This is a genomic window from Dactylosporangium sp. NPDC000244 (assembly GCF_040300725.1).
In the GTDB taxonomy this organism is placed as follows: domain Bacteria; phylum Actinomycetota; class Actinomycetes; order Mycobacteriales; family Micromonosporaceae; genus Dactylosporangium.
In genome coordinates this window covers 24,821-47,387 of the sequence record NZ_JBEPEH010000067.1, presented here as the reverse complement: position 1 = coordinate 47,387, position 22,567 = coordinate 24,821, and the positions used below count along the sequence as shown (strand labels likewise).

The 22,567-nt window shown below is 75.2% G+C and carries 14 protein-coding genes and 1 pseudogene; 8 read left to right on the top strand and 7 right to left on the bottom strand.

What is annotated here, in order from left to right:
* A pseudogene (locus ABT369_RS54355) lies at window positions 1-329 on the top strand (discoidin domain-containing protein); the annotation flags it as partial.
* Between the two features lie 38 nt (window positions 330-367).
* On the opposite strand, the gene ABT369_RS54350 reads toward ABT369_RS54355, so the two are convergent.
* Both ABT369_RS54350 and ABT369_RS54345 read right to left on the bottom strand, forming a co-directional pair.
* Window positions 368-1,039, bottom strand: a complete 672-nt coding sequence (locus ABT369_RS54350; protein ID WP_350625997.1) for a response regulator — start codon at window positions 1,037-1,039, stop codon at window positions 368-370.
* Entirely contained in the window at window positions 1,036-2,118 is a 1,083-nt protein-coding gene (locus ABT369_RS54345) for a sensor histidine kinase (protein WP_350625995.1), read from the bottom strand. The genes ABT369_RS54350 and ABT369_RS54345 overlap by 4 nt, the downstream gene beginning before the upstream one ends.
* A 207-nt stretch (window positions 2,119-2,325) precedes the next feature.
* Here ABT369_RS54345 and ABT369_RS54340 point away from each other — a divergent pair, with 207 nt between their 5' ends.
* The 4 genes from ABT369_RS54340 to ABT369_RS54325 all read left to right on the top strand — a co-directional run bounded on the left by ABT369_RS54340 (window position 2,326) and on the right by ABT369_RS54325 (window position 4,993).
* Entirely contained in the window at window positions 2,326-2,664 is a 339-nt protein-coding gene (locus ABT369_RS54340; RefSeq protein WP_350625999.1) for a DUF6223 family protein, read from the top strand.
* 106 nt (window positions 2,665-2,770) lie between these two features.
* A complete protein-coding gene (locus tag ABT369_RS54335) occupies window positions 2,771-3,490 on the top strand; it encodes an arsenate reductase/protein-tyrosine-phosphatase family protein (protein WP_350625993.1) in 720 nt (239 codons plus the stop codon).
* On the top strand, window positions 3,475-4,617 hold the full coding sequence (chrA, locus tag ABT369_RS54330; protein ID WP_350625991.1) for a chromate efflux transporter: 1,143 nt from the start codon (window positions 3,475-3,477) through the stop codon (window positions 4,615-4,617). The genes ABT369_RS54335 and chrA overlap by 16 nt, the downstream gene beginning before the upstream one ends.
* Before the next feature lie 4 nt (window positions 4,618-4,621).
* Window positions 4,622-4,993: a VOC family protein gene (locus ABT369_RS54325; protein WP_350625989.1), complete on the top strand. Its 372-nt coding sequence runs from the start codon at window positions 4,622-4,624 to the stop codon at window positions 4,991-4,993.
* A 338-nt stretch (window positions 4,994-5,331) separates the two neighbouring features.
* On the opposite strand, the gene ABT369_RS54320 is transcribed toward ABT369_RS54325, so the two are convergent.
* Window positions 5,332-6,534: an MFS transporter gene (locus ABT369_RS54320; RefSeq protein ID WP_350625987.1), complete on the bottom strand. Its 1,203-nt coding sequence runs from the start codon at window positions 6,532-6,534 to the stop codon at window positions 5,332-5,334.
* A gap of 74 nt (window positions 6,535-6,608) precedes the next feature.
* On the opposite strand from ABT369_RS54320, the gene ABT369_RS54315 reads away from it, so the two are divergent.
* Together ABT369_RS54315 and ABT369_RS54310 are read left to right on the top strand one after the other, a co-directional pair.
* On the top strand, window positions 6,609-7,364 hold the full coding sequence (locus ABT369_RS54315) for a DeoR/GlpR family DNA-binding transcription regulator (RefSeq protein ID WP_350625985.1): 756 nt from the start codon (window positions 6,609-6,611) through the stop codon (window positions 7,362-7,364).
* 5 nt (window positions 7,365-7,369) lie between these two features.
* Window positions 7,370-7,969, top strand: a complete 600-nt coding sequence (locus ABT369_RS54310; RefSeq protein WP_350625983.1) for an HAD family hydrolase — start codon at window positions 7,370-7,372, stop codon at window positions 7,967-7,969.
* Here ABT369_RS54310 and ABT369_RS54305 read toward each other — a convergent pair.
* Genes ABT369_RS54305 through ABT369_RS54295 form a run of 3 tightly spaced genes read right to left on the bottom strand, consistent with a single transcriptional unit; the run spans window position 7,898 to window position 21,078 of the window.
* Window positions 7,898-13,165, bottom strand: a complete 5,268-nt coding sequence (locus tag ABT369_RS54305) for a non-ribosomal peptide synthetase/MFS transporter (protein WP_350625981.1) — start codon at window positions 13,163-13,165, stop codon at window positions 7,898-7,900. The two genes, ABT369_RS54310 and ABT369_RS54305, sit on opposite strands and share 72 nt — an antisense overlap.
* Window positions 13,162-16,350, bottom strand: a complete 3,189-nt coding sequence (locus ABT369_RS54300) for a non-ribosomal peptide synthetase (protein ID WP_350625979.1) — start codon at window positions 16,348-16,350, stop codon at window positions 13,162-13,164. Before ABT369_RS54300 ends, ABT369_RS54305 begins: the two co-directional genes overlap by 4 nt.
* A 9-nt stretch (window positions 16,351-16,359) precedes the next feature.
* Entirely contained in the window at window positions 16,360-21,078 is a 4,719-nt protein-coding gene (locus ABT369_RS54295; protein WP_350625977.1) for a non-ribosomal peptide synthetase, read from the bottom strand.
* Window positions 21,079-21,336: 258 nt separating this feature from the next.
* Here ABT369_RS54295 and ABT369_RS54290 point away from each other — a divergent pair, with 258 nt between their 5' ends.
* Entirely contained in the window at window positions 21,337-22,275 is a 939-nt protein-coding gene (locus tag ABT369_RS54290) for an LLM class flavin-dependent oxidoreductase (RefSeq protein WP_350625975.1), read from the top strand.
* On the opposite strand, the gene ABT369_RS54285 is transcribed toward ABT369_RS54290, so the two are convergent.
* A complete protein-coding gene (locus ABT369_RS54285; protein ID WP_350625973.1) occupies window positions 22,262-22,489 on the bottom strand; it encodes a hypothetical protein in 228 nt (75 codons plus the stop codon). The two genes, ABT369_RS54290 and ABT369_RS54285, sit on opposite strands and share 14 nt — an antisense overlap.
* Window positions 22,490-22,567 lie beyond the last annotated feature (78 nt).

Genomic DNA, 22,567 nt, shown 5'->3' with positions numbered 1-22,567 from the left:
CCATCTTCTTCCAGAACGAGCTGCCCTACGACCCGCCGTCGGCCGCCGCCTGGTCCCACGACGGGATCACCGGCTACGCCGCCTACAAGGTCGCCGAGAACGTCACCTCGCACGAGGCGTGGGGCATGGGCAGCTACTGCGTCTTCACGACCGACTCGTCGATCGCCGCGTACCACTCGTTCGAGGCCCCGGTGAACCCCGGCGTCAAGTTCCACAGCATCCTGACCGTGTCGCTGGGCAAGGGCTCCATCACCCACGTCATCAACGACACCGGCGACGCCGCCCTGCCGAGCAAGGTGACGCCGCACACGGTGGTCAGCTACCCGTGATCGTCCGGGCGCCCGGCGGCCGTGCGGCCGCCGGGCGCTCATCGTGCTTCTCGCCCGCGCGGGGTGACCAGGCCGGACTCGTACGCGATGACGACGAGCTGCGCGCGATCCCGGGCGTGCAGCTTGGTCATGGCCCGGTTGACGTGCGTCTTGGCCGTCACGGGGCTGATCGTCATGCGGGCGGCGATCTCGTCGTTGGCCAGGCCGTGCGCGACGAGGGTGACGGCCTCGCGCTCGCGGGCGGTCAGCTCCGCCAGCGCGGCCGTGGCACGGTCCAGCGGGGGCTGGGTGACGTACCGGTCGATGAGCTTGCGGGTGATCGAGGGCGCCAGCAGTGCGTCGCCGCGCGCCGCGACCCGCACGGCGTGCAGAAAGTCCTCGGGCAGGATGTCCTTGACCAGGAAGCCGGCCGCCCCGGCGCGCAGGGCCGTGAAGACATACTCGTCCAGGCCGTAGTTCGTGAGCACCACCACGTGCACCCCGTCCAGGCTCGGGTCGGCCGCGATGCGCCGGGTCGCCTCGAGCCCGTCGACCACGGGCATGCGCACGTCGATGAGGACCACGTCGGGCCGCAGCCGCGCGGCGAGCGCCACCGCCGCCCCGCCGTCGCCGGCCTCGGCCACGACCTCGATGTCGTCCTCGGCGTCGAGCAGGGCCCGGAACCCGCTGCGGATGAGGGGCTGGTCGTCGACCAGCAGCACGCGGATCACGCGACGGGCAGTTCGGCGTGCACGGCGAAGCCGCCCTCGGGGCGCGGCCCGGCGTGCAGCGAGCCGCCGAGCGCGGTCACCCGCTCCCGCATGCCGAGCAGGCCCACGCCGGGCGCGACGGGCGCGGCCGGGGTGGCGGTGCCGTCGTCGACGACGCGGATGCCGAGCTGGCCGGGGCGGTACTCGATGGTGACCGCGGCGGTCGCGGCCGCCGCGTGCCGGGCGACGTTCGTGAGCGACTCCTGGACGATGCGGTAGGCGGTGCGCTCCAGCGCGGCGGGCAGCCCGGCCCGGTCGCCCTCGATCGTCAGCGTCGCCTCGACCCCGCTCGCCCGGGCCCGTTCGACCAGCTCGGGGACGTGCTCGAGGCCGTTGGGCCCGGACGCGTCGTCGTCGCGCAGCGCCTCGAGCGTGGCGCGCAGCTCGCGGGCCGCCTCCCGGCCGGCCTCGCGGATCGCGAGCAGCGCGTCCGGCACCGCCTCGCCCCGCTTGCGGGCCACGTGGACGGCGGCCTCGGCCTGCACCTTGATCACCGAGATCTGGTGGGTGAGCGAGTCGTGCAGCTCGCGGGCGATGTGCAGCCGCTCCTCGTCGGCGCGGCGGCGGGCGATCTCCTCGCGGGTCCGCTCGGCCTCGTCCGCGCGCCGCTCGGCCTGGCGCAGCGCCTCGCCGGCCGCCCCGGCGGCGATCAGCCACGCGATCTCGAGCACGCCGCGGGACTGGGCGAACGCCGCGGCGGTGCTCTGGCCCGCGGCCAGGGCCGCCAGTGGCAGCGCGGCGAGCATGGCCACGCTGACGGCGACGGTCGCGGCCCGGCGACCGGCGCGCATCGCGGCGTACACCGCGACGAGATAGGCGACGGCGAACACGTCGAACCCGGCCGCGTGGTAGCCGACCGCGCACAGGCCGGTCGCGACGAGCACGACCACCGGCGCCCGCCGGCGCGCGGCCAGGGCGAGGCCGCCGGCGACCAGCAGCGCGTACCCGACCTCAGGGCCGGGGCGGTGCTCGGAGACCCCGGTGATCAGCAGGATCGCCGCGATGCCGACGGCGATGCCCCAGTCCGAGATGCGGCCCATGCGGGCACCTTAGCCGGGCCCGGGCTCGGGCGACTCGTCCACGCGGACCGCATCGGCCTACTGCGCGCGCAGCAGGCGCCCGGCATCTGCCGCGGCCGCGGCACCCCGCAGAGCCGTCCCCCGGCGTCCGCGCCGGCCTACTGCGCGCGCAGCAGGCACCCGGCATCTGCCGCGGCCGTGGCAGCCCACAGAGCCGTCCGCGAGCCGATGCGCCGCGACCGCCGCGGCGGCCAGGATCGGTGGCATCCCATTCGCACAAGTGAAGGAGTCGACCATGACCGTCGACCGGGCCGTGGCCACCCTGGCCGCCATCGTCGCGCTGGCCGCCATCGTCATCGGCGCCCGGCCCTGCGCCGGGCCGGCCGGGGCGCGACCGTCGCCCTGGCGGCCGGAGCGGCCGGCCTGTTCACCGGCGTCATCGTGCTCGCGACCGCGGACGGCGGCCCGGGCACCGGCAACGGCGTCATCGGCGCCGGCGCGGCCGTGGCGCTCGGGCTGGCCGCGATCGCCCTCGGCGTCCTCGCCCGACGCCGACGATTCGCATAAAGCCGGCGCTCGCCCTCGGCCGGCTCGCCCGGCACCGGCGCTCGCCCCCGCCTGCTCGCCCGACACCCGCGATTTGCATAAAACTGATTTGATGTATTCTGCGGGCGTGGAGGAGTTGCCCCCGTTCCTGCAGGCCGCGGCGCACCCGCTGCGGTGGCGGCTGCTCGGCGAGCTGTCCCGCAGCGACCGCCAGGTGCACGAGCTGACGGCGCTGGTCGGCGAGCAGCAGAGCCTGGTGTCGTACCATCTGGGCCACCTGCGCCGCGCCGAGCTGGTCCGGTCCCGCCGCAGCGCCGCCGACGCCCGCGACATCTACTACCGCCTGGACCTCACCCACTGCGGCGAGCAGCTGGCCGCGGCGGGAGGCGCGCTGCATCCGGCCCTGCGCTACGTCGCTCCGGAGCCGGCCGCGCCGGAACCGACGAGCGTGCTGTTCCTGTGCACCGGCAACAGCTCCCGGTCCCAGATGGCCGAGGCCCTGCTCCGCGCCCGCTCGAACGGGACGATCGCCGCGCACAGCGCCGGCAGCCGCCCGAAGCCCATCCACCCCGACGCGATCGCCGCGATGGCCGCCCGCGGCCTGGACCTGAGCGCCGCGCGCCCGAAGCACCTGGACGAGTTCGCCGACCGGCGCTTCGGCCACGTCATCACGCTGTGCGACAAGGTCCGCGAGGTCTGCCCCGAGTTCCCGGGGCACCCCGACACGATCCACTGGAGCATGCCCGACCCGTCCGCCGAGCCGGACGGCCGCCCCGCATTCGACCGCGCCGCCGACGAGATCGCCGAGCGCCTCGACCACTTCCTGCACACATGCGCGACGACGTAAGCCTCGCCACCGTCCTGAAGGAGTGGGGCCGCATCGGCTGCCTCGGCTTCGGCGGTCCCCCGGTCCACATCGCCCTGCTGCGCAAGCTCTGCGTCGAGGATCGCCGGTGGATCGACGCGCAGGAGTTCGAGGACGCCATCGCGGCGTGCAACCTGCTGCCCGGCCCGGCCTCGACCCAGCTGGCCATCTTCTGCGCCTGGCGGGTCCGGGGCCGCGTGGGCGCGCTCGTGGGCGGGGCCGCGTTCATCGTCCCGGGCCTGATCGTGATCCTGGCCCTGGCGGTGCTGTTCCTGCGCGGCGACCCGCCCACGTGGGTGAAGGCCGCCGGCGCGGGTGCGGGCGCCGCGGTGGCCGCGGTCGCCGTCCAGGCCGGGGTCAGCCTGATCCCCGCGGGATGGCAGCGTGCACCCCAGCAGAGCACCCGCGTCAGATGGATCCTGTACCTCCTGGCCGGCACCGTCGCCGCCGCGACCATCGGCCCCTGGCTGGTGCTGCTCCTGGTCGTCGCGGGCATCGTCGAGCTCCTGGCCCAGCGGGTCCCCGCCCCCCGCCGGCCGCTGACCCCGGCCCTGGCGATGACCGGTCTCGGCGGCGGGGTCCTGCTGTCCGTGGCCTGGGTCGCGCTCAAGGTCGGCGCCCTGTCCTACGGCGGCGGCTTCGTCATCATCCCGCTCATGCGCGCCGACGCGGTCGACAACTACCACTGGATGACCGGCGCCCAGTTCCTCAACGCGGTCGCCCTAGGCCAGATCACGCCGGGCCCGGTCGTGCAGACGGTGGCGGTGGTCGGCTACGCCGCGGCCGGGCTGGGCGGCGGCCTGCTGGCCTCGGCCGTCGCCTTCAGCCCGTCCTTCGCGTTCATCCTGCTGGGCGCCCACCGCTTCGACCGCCTGCGCGGCAACCGGGCCGTGCGGGCCTTCCTGGACGGCGCGGCCCCGGCCGCGATCGGCGCCATCCTGGGCTCGGCGATCCCGCTGGCCCTGACCCTCACCCAGACCTGGCAGTGGTTCGTGCTGGCCGCGGCCGCGGTGCTCCTCCTGGCCCTGCGCCGCGGCCCGGTCCTGACCCTGCTGAGCGCCGCCGCGGCCGGGACGGTCATCGTCCTGTCCGGCGGCCCGCTGGGGTGATCCAGTGCCCGTCGGCCGCCGCCACCATCTGATCCTCGACTGCCCCGACCCGGCCGCCGAGGCCCGCTTCTGGAGCGCCGTGCTCGGCGACCCGATCACCCACGACGACGGCGACTTCGTGGTCGTCTCCCCCGACACGGCGACGTCCGGCCTCGCCTTCCAGCGAGCACCGGACCACCGCCGCCCGACCTGGCCCGATCCCGCGGTCCCGCAGCAGATGCACCTGGACGTGATGGTGGACGACCTCGCCGGGGCCGCGGCGGCGGTCGTCGCGCTCGGCGCCACCCGGCTGCCCGGCGACCATGTGTTCGCCGATCCGGCCGGCCACCCCTTCTGCCTGATCCGCCGCCCGGGCTGGGCCCCGCCCGTGAGCTAGCGCCGAGCGCTTCGCGCGCTCGGCCTCTGCTAGCGCGGTGACCGAGAACCTCGCAGCGGCGGATCGGCCAGACGGTCACACATCCCCGCCGTGCCGTCCCGCGACAGCGGCGAAGCGTTCAGCGGTCCGCCGTCATCGACAACGTCGCCGTGACGGTCCCGGCGGCGGCCGACGCTGGTCGGCGGCGGCACGGTTGCGTTTGCCGTCATGGCGGCCTTGGGTGCACCAGCCGCCGTCGTCAGGGATGTTGCCGAGCTCCTTGACGTCGAGTGGACCAGGCCGCCGGGTGGAGATGCTCGACAAGATCTAGCCGCCGTAAGACCGGTCCCCGGAACCGGTCAGGACGACGGCCGCGGCGGGCGGACCGTCGCGGCGATCATCGCGGCCACGGCCAGCAGGACGGCCACCACGGTCAGGGCGCGCAGCACGGTGATGTGGTCGCCGAGGAAGCCGATGGTGGGCGGCCCGCCGAGGAAGGCGCAGTAGCCGATCGAGGCGATGACGCTCACCCGCCCGGCGGCCTTGCGGGGATCGTCGCCGCCGGCGCTCATGCCGACCGGGAAGCCCAGCGAGGCGCCCAGGCCCCAGAGCAGAGTGCCCGCGTAGGCGTAGACCGGGCCGGGGCCGAAGACGAAGAGCGCCACGCCGGCGATGCCGATCAGGGCCAGGACGCGCACGACCCCGGTGCGGCCGTAGCGGTCCAGGAGGCGGGGGCCGAACCAGCGGCCCGCGGTCATCGCGGTCAGGAAGAGCGCGAACGCGATGGTGCCGAGCGTGGCGGACACGTGGTGGCCGTCGATCGCGGCGACGCTGATCCAGTCGTTGCCGACGCCCTCGGCGAAGGCGAAGGCGAGCACGAACAGGCCGATCAGCAGCGTGCGCGGCTCCTTCCAGGCGGCCAGGGCGCCGCCGGGGGCGGACTGCTCGGCGGCGGGCTCGGTGGGGTCGTGGTCGGCGATGAAGCGCCGCGCCTGCCACGTGACCACGAGCACGACGAGCACGGCGACGGTCACGAGGTGCGCGGCCACGGGGACGTGCAGGGCGACCATGGCCGCGCCGACGAGCGCGCCGGCGACGGTACCGAGGCTGAATCCGGCGTGGAAGCGGGACATGATCGATCGGCCGAGGTGGCGCTCCACCACGGTGCCCTGGACGTTCATCGCGACGTCCCACGCCCCGTTGGCGAAGCCGAGCAGCGCCAGGCCGGCGACGACCGGCGCGATGCCGGCCTGCGAGCCGAGCGCGGCGACGGCGAGACCGACGCCGAGCAGCACCGCCATCGCGCCGACGACCCGGGACGAGCCGAAGCGGGTCACCAGGGGGCCGGACAGCGGGAGCGCGACCAGGGAGCCGGCGGCGATGGCCAGCAGGACCAGGCCGAGGGCGGCCGAGTCGAGCCCGAGGCGGTCACGGACCTGCGGGATGCGGGCGGCCCAGCTGGCGAACGCGAAGCCCGACCCGATGAAGGCCGCGTAGGTCGCGGTGGTGGCGGTGCGGACCGCGGGCGGGGTGGGCGCCGCGACGATGGTCGAGGGGAACATGGCAGCGAACATAACAAACAAGATCCGCGTTTGAAACGTTGTCTTTACCGCGCCAGTGGTGTTCAATGGCGGGCATGACGCTCAGCGACCGCCACCGGCGGATCCTTGACGCGGTGCAGCAGGCCGGGCAGCTCGGCGTCCCGCGGCTGGCCGAGCTGACGGGCACCTCCGAGATGACCGTGCGCCGGGATCTGGAGCAGCTGGCGGACCAGGGCATGGTCGAGCGCTACCGGGGCGGCGCGCGCAGCCTCACGCTGCGCGGCGAGGAGCCGCCGTTCGCGGTGCGGACGCACGAGGGGCTGGACGCCAAGCGGCGCATCGCCGAGGCGGTCGCGGACCTGATCGCCGACGGGGAGGCCGTCGTCCTCGACAGCGGGACCACCTGCCTCGAGGTCGCCCGCCTGCTCGCCCCGCGCCGGCTCACCGTCATGCCGCTGTCGATGCACGCGGCCAATGCCCTCACCGGCGCCCCCCAGCTGCGGCTGCTGCTCCCCGGCGGCGAGCCCCGCCCGGACGAGCTCGCGCTCACCGGCCCACTCGCCGAGGCGTCCCTGGCCGCGCTGCGCTTCGACACCGCGATCCTCGGCTGCTGCGGGCTGACCGCCGCCGGGTTGACCGCCTACGACCTCGCCGACGCGGCGATCAAGCGCGCGATCATCGCCTCGGCCCACCGCGTGATCGTGGTCGCCGAGCCGGCCAAGCTCGCCCGCACGGCGCTGGCGTTCGTGGCGCCCGTGTCCGCGTTCAGCCTCGTGGTCACCACCGGCGACGCGGCCGAGGACGACACGAACGCGCTCACCGCCGCCGGCACCGTCGTGCGGAGGGTCTGAGCGCCGTGCCCGACGTCATCCTCTTCGACCTGTTCGGAGTCATCGCCCGGCACCAGTCGCAGGCCGGTCGCGACACCCTCGTCGAGATCGCCGGTCTCCCCGAAGCCGATTTCTGGCAGTCGTACTGGCACCAGCGCGTCGCCTACGACACGGGCCACGTCACCGGCGCCGAGTGCTGGCGCCGGGTCGCCGGGTTCACCGAGGAGCGGATCGCCGCCCTCATCGAGGCGGACATCGCGAGCTGGAGCGAGGTCGACGAGGAGATGGTCGGCCTGGTCGAGCGGACCGCGGCCGCGGGGGTGCGCCTGGCGCTGCTGTCCAACATCCCCGAGGAGCTCGCGGCCCACTACGAGCGGCACCACCGGCGGTGGCTGCGCCACTTCGAGCTCGTGGCCTTCTCGTGCCGGATCGGGCTGGCCAAGCCGGACCCCGCGGCATATCGCTGGTGCTGCCGCGAGCTCGGCCTGGCCCCCGATCAACTGCTGTTCGTGGACGACCGCGACGAGAACATCGCGGCCGCCCAGCGCGTCGGACTACACACGCACCTGTTCGTCGGCCTCGGCCTGGACCTCGTCCAGCGAGTCGGGGATCTCGGCACCCGCTGAGGCGTCCGGCAGGTCGTCCTCCATCCGGTGCAGGGGCCGGTAGGCGAGGCCCAGCGCGCCCCAGACCACCAGCAGCACGCCGCAGGCAAGCAGGATCAGCCCCGTACCGCGGGCATCCCCGACCCCCACGACCCGCCCGACCGTGTCCGCGAGCGCACCCCCGGGCCGCAGCAGCGGCGCGACCGCGTCCGTGAACGGCGGCGCGGTCAGGAACGCGACCGGCGTCATCGCCACGGCCAGCATCTGGTTCGTGGCGAGCACCCGGCCCTGCAGCTCCAGGCCGACCTTGACCTGGATGATCGCGAGCCAGTGGGCGTTGAGGATGGTGAGCGAGCCGTACCAGATGAGACTGCCCACCGCCGCGAGCGCCGTCGACGGCCGCAGCCCGACGAGCGCGGCCCCGAGGCCGACCCCGATGACGAAGCCCACCATGCCCGTGGCCCGGCGCTCGGCGCCGCCCCACAGCACCATGGCCAGCGCGCCGAGGCCGGCCCCGACGCCGCTGAACGCGGTGACGACGCTGACCCCCGCCGTGCCGCCGAACGCGTACACGGTCGGCACGGTCACGGCGAGGGCGAGCATCGCGAGGTAGTTCTCGACCACGAAGAACACGATCATGATCATGAGCGGGCGGCGCCGGACGAGGAACCGCCAGCCGCCGACGATCGCGCGGACGAAGGTCTCCTCCTGCCGGCGGAAAAGCCGGTCGGGCAGGCGCACCAGCAGCAGCGTGCCGACGCCGAGGAGCAGCGACAGCACGTCGACCGCGACCACCCACGGCATGCCCAGCGCCGTGATCAGTGCGCCGCCGGCCAGCGGGGCGATGAGCATGCCGATGCCCGGGCCGAGGTTCGCCAGCGCGTTGGCCTGGCCCAGGTAGGGCTTCGGCACCAGCTGCGCGACCGCGGCCAGGTACGCGGGCCGGTGGAAGGCGGTCACCGCGGACAGCAGCCCGGCCAGCAGCCCGACGCTCCAGATCTCCAGCCGGTCCAGCGCCAGCAGGGTGACCACGGCGGACATGACCACCGCGCCCGCGCCGTTGCAGGCCAGCATGATGCGCCGCCGGTCGATCCGGTCCGCCACGGCCCCGCCCACCGGTAGCAGCAGGATCGAGGGCAGCAGGGCGAGCATGGTGACGAGGGCGTAGTCGGCGACGCGGCCGTTCTGCTGGTACGCCCAGACGCCCAGGGCGAACGAGCTCAGCGCGGCACCGATCAGCGAGGCGGTCTGGCCGGCCGTCATGACGTAGAACTCGCGCAGGTCGCGGCGGGCCCGGCCGCCGGTGACCGCGGTGCTGACCTCCTCCGGCGCCCGGCCCGCGCCCCACTCCCGCAGCGCCCCGGCGATCTCGTCGGCCGCGGCCGCCGCCTGGTGCTTGAGGAAGTAGTGCCCGGCCCGGGGCAGGACCGCCAGCGCGACGCGATCCGCGAAGGCGCCCCATTCCGCATAGCGTTCCTGGTACAGCTCCGTCGAGCGGTCCCGCGCCCCGATCAGGCACAGCACGGGCGCCCGCAGCCGCCGCCGGTCGGGCCGGGTCAGCTCGCGGGTGAACCACGTCTGCGACTCGTCCACGTCGTGCCGCAGGCTGCGCAGGATCACGTCGGCGTCGAGGCCCTCGTCGTCGTCGAGCCCGCCGAGCGTGCGCAGGAAGTCGCGGTACGCCCGGTCGGAGGTGAACCACGTGGCGTGGAAGCGCCGGTGGAACCAGGACGACACCCGCCCCGGCAGCCGGGCCGCCGGGAAGCTGCCGGCCACGACCAGCCCGGCGACCTCGCGGCCCTCGGACTCCAGGCGCAGGGCGAGCTCGGTGGCGGCCGCCGAGCCGACGCAGTGGCCGTAGACCAGCACGGGGCCGGTCGGCAGGTCAGCCACCACGCGGTCGATCAGCTCGGCCATCGGCAGCGGCGGCTCGTCCGGCCGGGCGGGGTCGTGCCCGGGCAGCTCGATCGCCAGCACGGCCGCGCCCGGCAGGCGCTGCGCGAGCTCGGTGGCGAGCGGCCCGTACGCCGCGGCCGAGCCGCCGCCGTAGGGCACGCAGACGACCGTCAGCGTCGCGTCGGCCGGGCCCGCGAGGCGGTGCAGCAGCCCGGTCGAGCCGGTGTCGCCGTCGAGATAGGCGGCCAGCTCGCGCACGGTCGGGCGGGTGAACAGATCGATGACGCGCAGCTGCGGGTCGATGGCCCGCACGGCGCGCACGGCCTTGAACGAGTCGCCGCCGAGGGCGAAGAAGTCGTCGTCCAGCCCGATCTCGACGCCGTCGAGGACCTCGGCCCAGGCCGCGGCGACCCGCAGCTGCGTCGGGGTCTCCGGCGCGACCCGGGTGGCGGCGCCCGGCGGCTGCGGTGCGGGCAGCGCGGTCCGGTCCACCTTGCCGTTGGCGGTCAGCGGGAGCCGGTCGAGCACAACGAACGCCGACGGCACCATGTAGTCCGGGAGCCGGTCGCGCAGCGCGGCCCGCACCACCCCGGGATCGGCCGTCGCGGGCGTGATCCAGGCGGCCAGCCGGCGCGTGTGCGCCTCGCCGACGGGCAGCACCACGGCCTCGCCGACGCCGGGGACCCCGCGCACCGCGGAGGCGACCTCGTTGAGCTCGACCCGGAAACCGCGGATCTTCACCTGGTCGTCGACCCGGCCCAGGATCTGCACCAGGCCGTGGGCGTCGACGCGGACGCGGTCGCCGGATCGGTACCACCCCTGCTGAAAGCGGTCGTCGACGAGGTTCAGGTATCCGCGGGCCACGCTCGGCCCGCCGATGCGCAGCTCGCCCGGCACCCCGTCCGGCACCGGCCGGCCCGCCCGGTCGGTCACCCGGCACTCGACGTTCGCGAACGGGCGCCCGATGGGGACGGTGCCGATGCGGCGCTCGGCCGGAACCTCGCGCACGTCGCAGCCGAGCACGGAGACCGTCGTCTCGGTCGGGCCGTAGTGGACCTGCACCTCGAGGTCCGGCCGCACCCGCTCGATGCGGTCGACCAGCTCCCACGGGCACGGCTCGCCGGCGAGGATGAGCAGTTCGCGGGGCAGCAGCGCGGCGAGGTCGCCGTGCGCGGCCAGCAGCTCCAGGTGGCTCGGGACCAGCTTCATCGCGTCGACCCGGTGCTCGGCCAGGTAGGCCGCGAACGCCTCCGGATCCGTGGCGACCTCGCGGTCCACGAGGTGCGCCACGCCGCCGGTGGCGAGCGCCCCGAACAGGTTCGTCATGCCCAGGTCGGCCGCGTGGGTGGACACCAGGGCGTAGGACCCGTGGTGCCCGATGCGGTCCGCCACCGCGTGCAGGTAGTGCGCGATGTTGCGGTGCTCGACCATGACGCCCTTGGGCCGCCCGGTCGAGCCGGACGTGAAGATGAGGTACGCGAGGTGGTCCATCGGCACCACCACGGCCTCGGCCGGCTCGCCGGTCACGTCCGCGACGACGATCGCCTCGCGGCCCGGAACGCGGCACGGCTCGCGGCCCGCGAACGCGGCCTCGGTGAGCACGAACCGGGCCTGCGCCGCGTCGAGGATCTCCGCCACGCGGCCGTCCGGGTAGCCGGGGTCGACGGGCAGGTAGACGGCGCCGGCCTTGAGCGCGCCCAGCATCGCGACGGGCAGGGCCGTCCCGCGCTCGGTGAGCACCGCGACCGGCTCCTCGGGCCGCACGCCGGCCGCCAGCAGCCGGGCCGCCACCGCCCCGGCGCGCCGGTCCAGCTCCGCGTACGACAGCCGCCCGTCGGCCGCGACCACCGCGGTCGCGTCGGGCGCCGACCCGGCGTGGCGGGCGATGAGCTCGTGCAGCGGCCGGTCCAGCGGGTAGGACGCCGGTGGGCCGTCCGGGCCGGGCCGCACGCCGGGCTCCAGCGCCAGCTCGCCGACGGGGCGGTCGGGCTCGGTGACCAGGCCCGTCAGCAGCGCCAGGAACCAGTCCATCAGCCGCCGGGCGGTCTGCTGGTCGAACAGGTCGGCGCGGAACACCAGCGAGCCGCGGTAGCCGTCGTCCCCGCGCGACAGCGCGAGGTTGAGGTCGTACTTGGCCGTGTGGGTCGGCAGCTCCATGCCCTGCGCGTCCAGGTGCGGCAGGCGCAGCGGCGCGGCCGGCTGCTCCAGCACGTTGAGCAGCACCTGGAAGATCGGCGTGTGGGCGAGGTTGCGCTCGGGCTGCAGCCGCTCCACGATCCGCTCGAACGGGGTCTCGGACTGCGCGAGCGCGTCGATCGCCATCTCGCGGACCCGGGTCAGCAGCTCGCGGCCGGTCGGGTCGCCGGAGCAGTCGGTCCGCATGACCAGCGTGCCGATGAAGCAGCCGATCATCTTCTCGAGGTCGGGGTGGTGCCGGCCCGCGACCGGGACGCCGATCGGGATGTCGTCCGTGCCGCACACCCGGGCCAGCAGCGCCTGGAACGCGGTGAGCAGCACCATGAACGGGGTGGCCCCGCAGGACGCGGCGAGCCCGGCGATCGGGCCGGTCAGCGCCGCTGGCACGTGCACGTGCACCTGCCCGGCCCCGTGGCCGGCCACCGCGGGGCGGGGCCGGTCGGCCGGCAGGTCCAGCACCGGCGCCAGGCCCTGCAGCCGCTCGACCCACCGGTCCAGGGCCGCGGCCGACGGCTCGAGGCCGGCCTGCCAGCGGGTGTAGTCGGCGTACTGCAGCCCGGGCGCGTCCGGCGCCGGGCGGCCGTCGAGGCGGGCGGCGTACAGGTCGGCGATCTCGCTCAGGGCCAGGTCGATCGACCACGCGTCGAAGGCGATGTGGTGGACCACGAGCAGCAGCACGTGCTCGTCCGGCCCGTCGCGGCGGATCAGCGCCCGCAGCGGCGGCTCCTCCTCGAGCCGGAACGCCCGGTGCCGGAACGCGTCCAGGTCCCCGTCGGTCTCGACGGGCACGTCGTCCGCGCCGCCCAGCACCGCGGTCGGCACGCCGTCGCGGTCCACGAACCGGGTGCGCAGCACGTGGTGACGCATGGCCAGGTCCCGGATCGCGGCGGTCAGCGCGGCCACGTCGAGCCGGCCGGTCAGCCGCACGGTGGCCGTCACGTGGTAGGCGCCGCTGTCCGGCTCCAGCTGGTGCAGGAACCACAGCCGGGCCTGGGCCGGCGACAGCGGCGCCGGCGCACCCGGATCGGAGGACGCGGGAATGGTGCTCGCGGTGCGGGCGGCGTTGCGGCGCGCCCCGGCCAGCCGCTGTTGCAGCAGCGAGCGCTGGGTGTCGGTGACCGTCACGCCTGCGTCACCTCGGCCAGCAGCAGCGCCTCCAGCGCGGCGGCGAAGTTCGCCAGCACCGGCTGCTCGAACTGCAGCCGCACCGGCACCGCGAAGTCCAGCGCGTCGCGGAGCCGGCCCACGACCAGCGTCGCGGACAGGGAGTGCCCGCCCAGCGCGAAGAAGTTGTCGTACACCGACAGCTCATCGCGCTTCAGCACGGCGCTCCACACCTCGGCGACCAGCTGCTCCGCCTCGGTGCGCGGCGCGACCCGCTGCTGCACCTCGTCCCGCGGCTCGGGCAGCGCCGTGCGGTCGACCTTCCCGGACGCGTTGACCGGCAGCGCGTCCAGCGTCATCCAGCGGCGCGGCACCATGTAGTCGGGCAGCGCCGCCCGCAGCAGGGTCTCCAGGGCCTGCGTGTCCGGCGTCGAGCCCGGCCGCGGCACCACGTAGCCGACGAGGTGCGCGTCGCCGGTCGGGTCGGCGACGGTCACCACCGCCTCGGCCACGTCCGCCGCCGAGCGCAGCTGCGACTCGATCTCGCCGAGCTCGATGCGGTGCCCGCGCACCTTCACCTGGTGGTCGCGGCGGCCGAGGAAGTCCAGCAGCCCGTCGGTGCGCCAGCGCACCAGGTCGCCGGTGCGGTAACAGCGCTCGCCGGGCCGGACCGGGTCGGCGACGAACGCGGCCTCGGTCAGGTCGGGCCGGCCGTGGTAGCCGCGGGCCACACCGGCCCCGCCGATCCACAGCTCGCCGATGGTCCCGGGCAGCGCGAGGCGGCCGGCGGGGTCCACCACGTACACCCACTCCCCCGCCATCGGGGTGCCGATGGGCACGGTGTCGCCGACGGGGGCGGTGAGGCGGTACATCGTGGACACCACGGCGGTCTCGGTCGGGCCGTAGCCGTTCCAGGCCTCGCCGAGCCGGACCGTGAGCTCGCGGGCGAGCACGGGGTCGAGGGCCTCGCCTATGGCGATCCCGCGCACCTCCGGCGACTGCCAGCCGGCCGCGACGAGCATCCGGAACGTGGTCGGGGTCGCGGTCATCACGGTCACCTTGGACTCGGCGATGCGCTGCGCCACCAGGTGCCCGTCGACGGCCACGCCGCGCTCCAGCAGCACCAGGCGGGCGCCCTTGCCGAGGCCGCACCACAGCTCGAGCCCGGCCACGTCGAACGAGAGCGCGGTCAGGCCGAGCATCACGTCGTCGGGCGTCACCGGCACCAGCTCGCAGTTGGCGGCGACGAACGCGGCGACGGCGCCGTGGTTGAGCTCCACCCCCTTGGGGCGGCCGGTCGAGCCGGAGGTGTAGAGGATGTACGCGAGGTCGTCGGGGCCGGGCGCGGGGAGCTCGCCGGGCTCGGCGGCCAGCGCGTCGGTCAGGTCGACGAGGACGGCGCCGGTGCCCTCGACGAGCGGGCGGGCCACGTCGAGCGTCTCCGCGGCGGCGAGGACGACCTTGGCGCCGGAGTCGCTCAGCTGGTAGCGCAGCCGCTCGGCCGGGTGGTCGGGCTCCAGGGGCACGTAGGCCGAGCCGGCCTGCCAGACGCCGACCAGCGCGGCGGGCAGGTGCCGGTCGCGGGGCAGGCAGATCCCGACGGGCGCGCCGGAGCCGGCCCCGTGCTCGCGCAGCGCGGTCGCGATCCTGGCCGCGGCCGCGGCCAGGTCGCCGTAGCTCAGGGTGCCGTCGGAGGCGTCGACGGCGACGGCCGCGGGGCGGGCGTCGGCCTGGGCGAGGACCGCGTCGAGCACCGTCGCGGGCGCGCCGGCGGGCAGGTCCGGGCCGGTGCCGAGGGCCACCAGCTCGGCCCGCTCGGCCTCGCCCAGCAGGTCGAGCTGCGAGAGCGGGCGGTCGGGCTCGGCCAGCATCCCGTCGAGCAGGGCGAGCAGCCAGCGCGACCAGCGCTCGACCGTCGCCCGGTCGAACAGGTCGAGGCGGTAGTGCAGCTCGCCCTCGTAGCCGCCGTTCTCGGCCTGCAGCGACAGGCTCACGTCGAACTTGTTGAAGTCGAGCGGGGCGTCGAGCCGCTCGGCGCGCACGCCGGGCAGCACCGGGTCGCGCTGGGCGGCCTCGAGCAGGTACAGCATCGACTGGAAGATCGGTGTCGTGGCGGTGGAGCGCTCGGGCGCCACGGCCTCCACGACCCGCTCGAAGGGCGCGGTGGCGTGCGCGAAGGCCTCGAGGGTGGTCTCCCGGACGCGGTCGAGCAGCTGCCGGCCGGTCGGGTCGCCGGACAGGTCGGTGCGCATCACGAGCGTGTTGATGAAGCAGCCGACGACGCCCTCGGTCGCGCGGTGGTGGCGCCCGGACTCGGGCACGCCGACGGCGACGTCCTCGCTGCCGCAGAGCCGGCCCAGCAGCGCCTGCCAGGCCGCGAGCACCACCATGAACGGCGTCGCGTTGCACTCGTGGGCGGTCTGGCGCACCCGCTCGGCCAGGGCCGGGGACAGGTTGAATGGCAGGTAGCCGCCGCTCCAGTCGGCCACCGCCGGGTAGGGCCGGTCGACGGGGAGGGCGAGCACGGGGGCGAGCCCGGCCAGCCGCTCGACCCACCAGCCGACGTGGTCGTCCGCGGTCCGCGTGGCCTGCCACTCGGTGATGTCGGCGTACTGCAGCCGCGGCGGGGCGGGCGGCGTGCCCTGGCCGAGCCGGGCGGCGTAGAGCGCGCCGATCTCGTCGAGCATCAGGTCCCGCGACCACGCGTCGGTGGCGATGTGGTGCACGGTCAGGGCCAGCACGTGGTGCTCGGCGCCGAGCCGGAAGAGCACGGCCCGCATCGGCGGCTCGCGGTCGAGCTCGAAGGGCCGGCTCACCTCGGTCCGCAGCGCCGCGTCCAGCCCGGGTTCGCCGATGTCCACAAGGGACAGTTCGATCCGGTCGGCCGGGCCGGCGACGGCGTGCGCGGGCGGCGCGATGACGCTGCGCAGGACCTCGTGCCGGGCGGCGACCTCGCGGATCGCGGCCAGCAGCGCGTCGGCGTCGAGCGGGCCGGTCAGCCGCAGCACCGTGGGCACGTGGTAGATCGACGTGTTGGTCTCGAACTGCGCGTTGAACCACAGCCGGGTCTGCGACGGTGACAGCGGCTGCGGCGCGTCCGGGTCGGACCGGCGCGGGATCTCCGCGTCGGCCCGGGCGGCGGCGCGGGCAGCCGCGACCCGCCGCTCCATGAGGGCCCGTAAGCTGTCCTGGTCAGACAAGGTCATAGTCGTTCCCTAATTGCCGGTGGCCGGTTCGGCCACGATGTCGTCCATAACAAGCCGCTCGAGTTGCCCCGCGAAGTTCGCGAGGACCGGGTGGTCGAACAGCAGCCGCACGGGGACCGCGCAGCCGAGCGTCTCGCGCAGCCGGCCGGCGACCCGGGTCGCGGCCAGCGAGTGCCCGCCGAGACCGAAGAAACTGTCGTCGGCACCGATGCGATCGGTGGTGAGAATCTGGGCCCAGACGTCGGCGACCAGCTGCTCCATCATCGACTTGGCCGGCCGGTGCGGCCGGTCCTCGCCGGGTTCGGGCAGCGCGCCGAGGTCGACCTTGCCGCTGGGTGTCATCGGCAGCGCGTCGAGCACCACCCAGCGGTGCGGCACCAGGTAGGCGGGCAGGCTCGCCCGCAGGTGGGCGGCGGCCTGCTCGGCGGTGACCGGGCCGGCGACGTAGCCGACGAGGTGCGCCTCCGCGCCCTGGCCCCGCGCGGTGACGACCGCGTGCTCGACGCCGGGGTGGGCGCGCAGCACGGCCTCGATCTCGCCCAGCTCGACGCGGTAGCCGCGAATCTTCAGCTGGTGGTCGCGCCGGCCGCAGAACACGATCTCGCCGTCCGGCCGGCGGCGGACCAGGTCCCCGGTGCGGTAGCACCGCCCGCCGGGCACGACGGGGTCGGGCACGAACGCGGCCTCGGTCAGGTCCGGCCGGTTGTGGTAGCCGATGGCCGGGCCGGCGCCGCCGATCCACAGCTCGCCCGCGACGCCCGCCGGGACGAGCCGCTCCAGCGGATCCATGACGTAGAGCCGCTCGCCGAGCATCGCGTGCCCGATCGGCACGGCGTCGCCGACCTCGAGGACGCGGTACACGGACGACAGCACCGTGGCCTCGGTCGGGCCGTACACGTTCCACAGCTCCCGCACCACCGGCAGCAGCTCGCGGGCCAGGGCCGGGTCGAGCGTCTCGCCGCCGGCCCACACGCGCAGGTCCACCCCGCCCGTCCAGCCCGCCGCGAGCAGGGTGCGCAGGATCGTCGGCGGCACGTTCATCACGTTGACGCGGTGCTCGGCGATCTGGCGGCCGAGGCGGTACCCGTCCACCGCGCTGTCCCGGTCGACGACCACGCAGCAGGCGCCGACGCCGAGCGCGGACCAGATCTCCGCGCACGAGATGTCGAAGCTGAGCGTGGCCACGGCGAGCATCCGGTCCCCGGGCCCGAAGCCGGGCTCGAAGGCCAGCGCCTCGGTGAGCGCGGCGATGCTGGCCTGCGCGACGGCCACGCCCTTCGGCTTGCCGGTCGAGCCCGACGTGTAGAGCAGATAGGCCCGGTCGCCGGGCCCGACGGCGGGGAGCTCGGCCGCGGACGCGGCCGATGCCCGGTCTGAGTCCAGGTCCAGGTCCAGTGCGCCCGGCCCGGCCGCGGCGGCGGTCGTGGACCGGCAGAGCACGGTCTTCGCGCCGCCGTCCGAGGCGAGCCAGGCCAGGCGCTCGGCCGGCAGCTCCGGCTCCAGGGGTAGGTAGGCCGCCCCGGCCCGCCAGATCCCGAGCAGCGTCGCCGGCATCCGGTGGTCGCGCGGCAGGCACACGCCGACGACGTCGCCGGGCTCGATGCCCCGGCCCCGCAGGACCGCCGCGATCGCGGCCGAGTCGTCCCACAGCTGCCGGAACGTCATCTCGCCGTCGGCGCCGACGACGGCCATCTCGTCGGGGCGCTCCCGCACCTGCCGCTCGATCGCCTCGACCGCCGTGGCCGGCGCGCCGGCCGGGATCGGCGGACCGGCGGCCAGCTCGAGCAGCTGCGCCTCCTCGGCCGCGGTGACCAGCGGCAGGCGGTGCAGCGGGCGGTCCGGGTCCGCGGTGACCTCGGCGAGCATGCGCAGGAGCCGGTCCGCGAACGCCTCCACCCACTCGCGATTCGTGAGGCCGGTGTCGTACTCCACCTGAAGCTCGACCCCGTCGGCCGTCTCGTTCACGAAGACGGTCAGCGGGTTCTGCGCCCCGCCGCACCCCAGCTCGCCGAGCAGCTCCAGCCGCACCGCGCCCCGCTCGACCCGGACCGGCATCCCGGTCGGCTGGGCGGAGAGCACCACCGGGGTGAGCATCGCCCCGCGCGACTGGGTGCCGACGGCCGCGAACAGGTCCTCCGTGGACGGCCGGGGCCGGTCCAGCGCCCGGGCCGTCGTCGCCGACGCGGCCGCGACCGTGTCCCGGACGGTGGCCGCGGGCTCGAGCCGCAGCCGGATCGGCAGCACGTCGACGAGCGGGCCGATGACCCGGTCGAGCTCGGGCCCGGCGCGCCGGGCGGCGACCACGCCGACCAGCACGTCCCGGCGGGCGGTGAACCCGGCCAGCAGCAGCCCGAGCGCGGTCAGCCAGTCCGCGAAGACCGCGGTGGCGCTCGCCGGCGGGACCGGGCGGGTGATCCGCTCGCCGCGGAAGCCTGCGGTGCCCGAGAACAGCTCGCTCGGCGGCGACGCGCCGGCCAGCTCGTCCCGCCACGCGTCCGTCGCGCCGTCGGGGGTGAAGGCGAGGTCGCCGACCTGCACCGGCGGCGGCGCGACGGTGCCGGGCGCGGCCAGCTCGGTCGCGAGCTCGTTGAGGAACGTGCCGGTGGACCAGCCGTCGAAGGCCATGTGGTCGGCGACGACCACCAGCTCCGATACCGTCTCGGTGAGCCGGATCAGGTCGACCCGCAGAAGCGGTTCGGTGCCGCCGAGGTCGAAGGCGTGCCGGGCGGCCTGCTCGGCGATCGCGTCCGCTGGCCGCTCACGGGCGTCGTGCTCCGTCACCGGGACCGACGTCCAGGAGCCCACGACCGCGATCGGCTCGCCGTCGCGCTCGACGATCCGGCTGCGCAGCACCTCGTGCCGCGACACCAGCGCGGCCAGCGCCGAGCGCAGGGCGGGCGCCTCGACCGGCCCGGTGAGCCGGACCCGGAACGCCACCGTGGTCACGGCCGGCACCGAGCCGACCTGCCGCAGCGTCCACAGGCCGCGCTGGGTCGGGGTGAGCGGGTACTCCAGGACGCCCTCGTGCCGCACCGGGCCGCTCGCGACCGGGGCCGAGCCCTTGTGGACGAGGTTGGCGAGGGCGGCAACGGTCGGCTCGGCGAGGAACGCGGCCAGCGGCACCGTGGTCGCGAACTCGCGGCCGGCGAGCGCGCAGACCCGGGCCGCGGCGAGCGAGTGCCCGCCGAGGTCGGCGAAGCGGTCCTCGACCCCGATCTCGCCGATGCCGAGCACGTTGCCGACGATCGCGGCGAGCCGCTCCTCGGCGCGCGTGCGGGGCGCGACGAACGCGGTCTCGGTCCCGCGCCGGGCCGCGAGCGCGGGCAGGGCGGCCCGGTCGATCTTGCCGTTCGGGCTCAGGGGCAGCCGCTCGGTGATCGCGAGCCGGGTCGGCACCAGGTGCTCCGGCACCCGGCGGCGCAGCCACGCGCGCAGGCCGCGCTCGTCGAGGCCGGTCGCCTCCACATGCCCGACCAGGTAGGACACGCCGTCCTCGTCGGCGGCGGCGACGACACCGGCGCGGCGCACGGCCGGATGGCGCACGAGCACCGCCTCGACCTCGCCGGGCTCGACCCGGTAGCCACGGATCTTCACCTGGTCGTCGGCGCGGCCGGCGAACCGCAGCACGCCGCCGTCGGTGCGGACCAGGTCGCCGGAGCGGTACCAGCCGTCGCCGAACCCGCCGCTGTCGCGGTTGAGGTAGCCGCGGGCGACCACCGGGCCGCCGATCCACAGCTCGCCCAGCTCGCCGCCGGCGACCGGCTGCCCGTCGGCGTCGCGCACGGACATGACGGCGCCCGCGATCGGGTGCCCGATCGGCGGCTCGCCGGTGTCGTCGCGGCCGACCTCGGCGATCGCGCAGGTCGTGGTGCACTCGGTCGGGCCGTAGAGGTTGAGCACCCGGCGCACGCCGGGGTTGGCGTAGATCCGGTCGACCAGCGCCCGGGTCAGCGGCTCCCCGCCGGCGAACACGGCCCGCACGCCGCTCGGCAGCGGCTCGCGCAGCAGTGCCGCGAGCGCCGACGGCACGCCGTAGACGGTCGTGACCTCGTCGCGGGCCGGCAGCGCGGGCAGGGCGAGGACATTCTCGGCGAGGATGACCGTGCCGCCCGTGACCAGGGGCAGGAACAGCTGGGTGATCGAGGGGTCGAAGCAGATCGACGCGGTGGCGAGCAGGCCGCTCAGCTCCTCGGCGGTGTACGCCTCGGCCTCGTACCGCAGCAGGTTCATCGTGTTGCGGTGCTCGACGACGACGCCCTTGGGGCGGCCCGTGGAGCCCGAGGTGTAGATGACGTAGGCCGCGTCGGCGCCGTCACCGGGCCGGTCGAGCGGGGTCGCGTCGGCGTCCGCGGCGATCTCGTCGACCGGCACCGCGACGGCTTCCAGGCCGGGAAGCGTCGTGGCCCGGGTGGTGGCGACGAGCCGCATCTTCGTGTCGGCGGCGATGTACGCCAGCCGCTCGGCCGGGTACGCCGGGTCCATCGGCACATAGGCGGCGCCGGTCTTCAGCACGCCCAGCAGCGCCGGGAGCAGGTGCTCGTCGCGGCCCAGGCACACGCCCACGAGTTCACCGGCACCGGCCCCGGCCCGGACCAGCTCCCGGGCGATCCGGTTCGCGCGGGCGTCGAGCTCCGCGTAGCGCATGCGGACGGTGCCGGCGATCACGGCAACCCGGTCCGGTGTGCGCCTTGCCTGCTCTTCGACCTGCTCGTGGACACGCTGAAACACGCGCAGCCCTCCCCAATATCAGACGGCCGTGCGTTAGCCGTTTTCCTGCCGGAAATAATGCCGCACCAATTCAAGGCCATTCTCGTGTACATCCACCGAGGTCAAAGGGTCTTCGATCACGGGAAACGCGGCCCCACCTCGCAGAACCGGCGCCGATCGGCGCGCGGGGAGGGCAAACCCTACTCAGCACCCTAGGGATGATTTGGTGGGGATCGCCCGACGTGCGAGTCTGAGCGCATGGCACGAATTGGGGTTGTAGTGCCGCGGGATCTCCCCGCGGATCGGGTGCTGACCTATGCCCGCCGGGCCGAGCGGCTCGGATTCGACGAACTGTGGGTCGTGGAGGACCTCGGGTTCCGCGGCGGCGTGGCCCAGGCCGGCGCCGTGCTCGCGGCCACGGAGCGGATCACGGTCGGCATCGGCATCCTGCCGGCCGGGGCACGCAACGCCGCCTTCGCCGCGATGGAGCTGGCGACGCTGACCCAGCTGTTCCCGGGCCGCGTGATCGCGGGCATCGGCCACGGCATGCCGGACTGGATGCGCCAGGCCGGCGCGCGCCCGGCCAGCCCGCTCACCCTGCTGCGGGAATACACGATCGCCGTCCGCGCGCTGCTGCGCGGCGAGCCGGGCCCGGCCGCGGGCCGATACGTCGCCGTCGAGGGCGTGGTCATCGGCGAGATCCCGGCGGCGCCGCCACCGGTCGTGCTCGGCGTGCGCGGCCCGAAGTCGATCGCGATGGCCGGCGAGGTCGCCGACGGGCTGCTGCTGGCCGAGCCTTGCGCGCCGCCCTACGTCGCCGACGCGGTCTCGCGCTTCGCCGCGCCGTCGCCGATCGTCGTGACGTACGACGCCGCGGCCGTGGCCGACGACGGCCGGGCGGCCCGCGACCTGGTGCGCCCCGGCCTGGCCTGGATCGGCGAGCCGGACTGGGCCCCGCACCTGGCCCCGCTGCCCTTCGCCGCCGAGCTCGCCCGGCACCGCGCGGCGGCGGCGAGCCGCGAGGAGTTCGCGGCCACGCTGCCGGACGAGTGGGTGCGCGAGCTGTCCCTGGCGGGCACGCCGGACGAGGTCGCCGAGCGGATCGCGGCGCGCCATGCCGCGGGCGCGACGAGCGTGGTGCTGCTCCCGGCCGAGCCGGACCCCCTGGACGCCCTGACCCGCCTGGCCGGGGTGCTGCCCCGGGTCAGCCACGCTTGAGCTCCTCCAGGTACACGCTCTGATCGCCGGCGGCCCGGTCGATGACGATGTCCAAGCCGTAGCCGTCCCGGCCGCCGTTCCATTCCTCGTAGATGCCGTCGGGAACGAACGTCCAACCGTCGAAGGCCCGCCGGTCCTGCAGCAGTGCGCATCCCGGGAGCGCGACGGTGAAGGCATCGGCGCTCCGCTCAGTTGCAGGTCCAACTCGAGGCACCCAGACAATACCGGCCGACACCGATGAAGGTCGATCCGATCATCGGGAACTCCCGGACGATGCCGAGCTTCGGCATGC